The 2,433-nt window shown below is 61.7% G+C and carries 2 protein-coding genes and 1 pseudogene; all 3 read right to left on the reverse strand.

Going from position 1 to position 2,433, the window contains the following annotated elements; genetic code table 11:
- A pseudogene (locus HCN58_RS36665) lies at window positions 1–465 on the reverse strand (helix-turn-helix domain-containing protein); the annotation flags it as partial.
- A gap of 431 nt (window positions 466–896) precedes the next feature.
- Window positions 897–1,286: a helix-turn-helix domain-containing protein gene (locus HCN58_RS37765; RefSeq protein ID WP_171583845.1), complete on the reverse strand. Its 390-nt coding sequence runs from the start codon at window positions 1,284–1,286 to the stop codon at window positions 897–899.
- Between the two features lie 567 nt (window positions 1,287–1,853).
- Window positions 1,854–2,276, reverse strand: a complete 423-nt coding sequence (locus HCN58_RS35135; protein ID WP_171583846.1) for a thioesterase family protein — start codon at window positions 2,274–2,276, stop codon at window positions 1,854–1,856.
- Window positions 2,277–2,433 lie beyond the last annotated feature (157 nt).

A 2,433-nucleotide genomic window follows, 5' to 3' on the forward strand; every position in this document is an offset into this window, starting at 1 on the left:
TGGTCCAGGTCTCATCGATGAACACCAGGCGAGTGGGATCGATCCGATCCCGATACTTGGTCCACTGCGCCTGCCGACGCGCGACATCGGGACGGTCCTGCTCGGCGGCAATCAGCGTCTTTTTTTGTAACTGAGCTTCTCAGCGTGGACGAACTCCCACATCGTGCGGTAATCGACCTTGAGACCACGCTAGGCGAGCTCGGCCACCAGCCCGCGCACGGTAAAATCCGCCTCCCGGCACCGTTGCATCAGCCATTCGCGGTGCGCTCCCGCAATCTTCTTTGGCCTATAGCCACCGGTCTGGTCCGGCTTGACGCTGCCAGTCTCGCGGAAGCGCCGTACCCAGTTGATCGCTGTGCTGACGCCCACCCCAAATTGGGCGGCCGCCTGATGCCGCGACAAGCCGCCCTTGATGGCGGCCCTGACCACCCGCTCGCGAAGATCGTCCGAATAGGCTCGCCTCATCCATGCTGGCGTCCTTCCAGCAAGCATGTTGAATCAGAACCAAGCTGATTTGGGAATCCTCAATCGATTCAAACTAGACCCATCCCGCTCTAGTCGTTTGAATCTCAGCTGGATATCATGCGAAGCCGTCGGCGCCGGCAATGCGACGTTCAGCGTCTCGAAATGCTTAGTGTCGTGGGGGCAGTGGTGATCGTGTCAGGGACCTTCTCGAACGTGAGTCGTTGTAGACGATGCTGCCGCCGGCTTCGCCAATGATGGCAGTCTTCATGCGGTCGTAAAGAATCTCATGGGGGATGCCGCCGATCGACTGCCGCCATATGGCAGCGCAGAACTGTCCGCATGTACTGGTTCACGACAAAACGCGCCCAAATCAGCCGACTGAAGCCGAGCCGAGCACAAGGAGAACAGCCAAACGACGCGGGACCGCCCGCTCATCCGTAAACTGCACCTGGAATTGAGCGAAATCGACCTGCGCCTGTGCCCGGCGGCATCTCCAAGCGGACTTCGAACGATGGCATCTCACACTGCAGGTCGGTCACGGCGGTGTAGCCGTCCTTGTAGCCGCGTTCACGAAGCTCCCGCAAAGGCCAGCGGCCGGTCAGGTCGGGATAAGCCATCACCCGTTCTCGCAAATGACGAATGACTGTATCCATGCGGCACTGGCGCGGCTTGTGCGGACCATAGACCGGCGGCTCCAAGCCACGAGCAAAGTATTTACGCACGGTCTTTCGATCAATCGCGAGTTTGCGGGCGATCGCTGAGACTGTGAGTCCCTGCCGATGAAGATCAAGAATTATGATGACTTCGCCAAGCTTGATCACCGCACCCGCTCGCTCATTCTGGGCAGATTTAGGATTGGGTGATCGATTCGCCGCCCCAACCCGAGGGCGCCCTCGGGTTGGATCAACTGAGAAGTTTTCAAACGGTACTGCTGGCGAGAATTATTCGGGCATCAACAACCGTCTCGCCACAACACCTACGCACCGAGCTCCAGCAAGAGAGTCTCCAAAGCAATTTGCTTACCGCCCCGCCACTTGACCTTCCAAGCCCCTGTACAACATCATCAACCGAGACCTATGCGAGCCAGGGTGGCCGCCTTCAGATCGGAGTCCCCGACCGGCTTCGAATTGGAATGCATGGCCGGGTTCGTAAACCCGCCCCAGACCGGGGATAACCTGGGTGCCGCCTCGTTGCTCGCCCTCACCTGCGCGCCGGTCGTGCTGCAGTCCGAGCTCGTAGCGCGTCGGTAGAGCGCACGAGACGGTGTTCGCCTGCGTTGCGGCTGGCAGGGGAGCACTGCGGCGATGGCGGTGGCGCGCACGTGTCCCTCCTGAAGTCTTCCGAAAGCAGTTGAGCGCCGGTCCCCGGGGCAGGCCTTGCGACGATCGTCACGTGCTGCCAGTGAGTTCGCGCTCAGCGAAGCCCGATGCTTGCGCCGGCGCGCTTCGGACGTGGCAGCTCTGCAGCCGCGCCAATTCCAGGACGCTTCCGCGCACGTCCCCCTGCACGGGTCCGCTGCGTCCACTGCCGGCGTCGACGTGAATCAGCATCTGCTCGGCCGTGGCTGCCGACGCCTGATCACCCTCGCGCGTTAGCACGTGAAAGAGATGAAGGCGCTTGTCGTCGGCACCGAGGACTTGGGTCAGCACCTGGACGCGATCGCAGGCATACAGGGCTCGGAGGTGGAACAGGTGCGTCTCGACCGTGCGGTAACTGCCGCTGTTTGAGAGGTACTCGCCGTCGAGGCCGATGTAACGGAGCAGGGGTCTTTCTGAAGAGATGGAGGTTGCGGCTTTCGGTGACGTGGCCATTGTAGTCGATCCAGTCAGACGGTATCTGTCGCGTCATCCGCAGCGGGCCGGAGCCCTTGGTGAGCTGGGGAAGCGAGGTCGCGTAGCCGCTGTTCCCAGCGCGCGAGCGTCTCGCCCGCGCCGTAGCCCTGAGCGCGTAATCCCTGCAGCACGGCCA

Origin of the sequence: Bradyrhizobium australiense, from assembly GCF_013114825.1 — a bacterium.
Classification (GTDB): domain Bacteria; phylum Pseudomonadota; class Alphaproteobacteria; order Rhizobiales; family Xanthobacteraceae; genus Bradyrhizobium; species Bradyrhizobium australiense.